Origin of the sequence: Escherichia sp. XD33 (genome assembly GCF_019375075.1) — a bacterium.
GTDB classification, from domain to species: Bacteria; Pseudomonadota; Gammaproteobacteria; order Enterobacterales; family Enterobacteriaceae; genus Enterobacter; species Enterobacter flexneri_A.
In genome coordinates, this window is record NZ_JAENDM010000179.1 from 1 (window position 1) to 1,371 (window position 1,371).

The window sequence follows — 1,371 nt, forward strand, 5'->3', positions numbered from 1 at the left end:
AGTGCGGAAAGTACATCAAATCCCAATCGTTGAGAGAATGTGGCAAGCTATCGCCCAACAAATCGCTGCAGCCGACCCAAAACCGCTACGCGGTTTCGGTCGGCTGAGCTCAGGCGTTAGGCCTCGCCGAAGCGAAAGATCGCTACTTGAAGTGTTGACGCCTTTGTTTTAAAGTTTCGCGTCTATCTTTCTGATTTTGTTAAAAAATCAGACTTTGATTAATCATGTTAGACGTCAGAGGTATTTTGACTTAAACGCCTCTGAGGTCGAATTAACGTTAGCCACCAAGAAGGTGCCATGAAAACATTTGCCGCATATGTAATTATCGCGTGTCTTTCGAGTACGGCATTAGCTGGTTCAATTACAGAAAATACGTCTTGGAACAAAGAGTTCTCTGCCGAAGCCGTCAATGGTGTCTTCGTGCTTTGTAAAAGTAGCAGTAAATCCTGCGCTACCAATGACTTAGCTCGTGCATCAAAGGAATATCTTCCAGCATCAACATTTAAGATCCCCAACGCAATTATCGGCCTAGAAACTGGTGTCATAAAGAATGAGCATCAGGTTTTCAAATGGGACGGAAAGCCAAGAGCCATGAAGCAATGGGAAAGAGACTTGACCTTAAGAGGGGCAATACAAGTTTCAGCTGTTCCCGTATTTCAACAAATCGCCAGAGAAGTTGGCGAAGTAAGAATGCAGAAATACCTTAAAAAATTTTCCTATGGCAACCAGAATATCAGTGGTGGCATTGACAAATTCTGGTTGGAAGGCCAGCTTAGAATTTCCGCAGTTAATCAAGTGGAGTTTCTAGAGTCTCTATATTTAAATAAATTGTCAGCATCTAAAGAAAACCAGCTAATAGTAAAAGAGGCTTTGGTAACGGAGGCGGCACCTGAATATCTAGTGCATTCAAAAACTGGTTTTTCTGGTGTGGGAACTGAGTCAAATCCTGGTGTCGCATGGTGGGTTGGGTGGGTTGAGAAGGAGACAGAGGTTTACTTTTTCGCCTTTAACATGGATATAGACAACGAAAGTAAGTTGCCGCTAAGAAAATCCATTCCCACCAAAATCATGGAAAGTGAGGGCATCATTGGTGGCTAAAACAAAGTTAAACATCATGAGGGAAGTGGTGATCGCCGAAGTATCGACTCAACTATCAGAGGTAGTTGGCGTCATCGAGCGCCATCTCGAACCGACGTTGCTGGCCGTACATTTGTACGGCTCCGCAGTGGATGGCGGCCTGAAGCCACACAGTGATATTGATTTGCTGGTTACGGTGACCGTAAGGCTTGATGAAACAACGCGGCGAGCTTTGATCAACGACCTTTTGGAAACTTCGGCTTCCCCTGGAGAGAGCGAGATTCTCCGCGCTGT

At 45.0% G+C, this 1,371-nt stretch carries 2 protein-coding genes; both read left to right on the forward strand.

Features of this window, described 5'->3' with window-relative positions:
- Positions 1-297: 297 nt before the first annotated feature.
- A complete protein-coding gene (locus K0778_RS26070) occupies positions 298-1,098 on the forward strand; it encodes an oxacillin-hydrolyzing class D beta-lactamase OXA-10 (protein ID WP_000846390.1) in 801 nt (266 codons plus the stop codon).
- A gap of 16 nt (positions 1,099-1,114) precedes the next feature.
- Positions 1,115-1,371: nucleotidyltransferase domain-containing protein (locus tag K0778_RS26075; RefSeq protein WP_201273846.1), on the forward strand; the 257-nt coding region annotated here is incomplete at its 3' end.

Excerpts from the sequence above, each read along its gene's own strand:
- K0778_RS26070 (WP_000846390.1), top strand. The coding sequence starts at position 298 with ATGAAAACATTTGCCGCATATGTAATTATCGCGTGTCTTTCGAGTACG.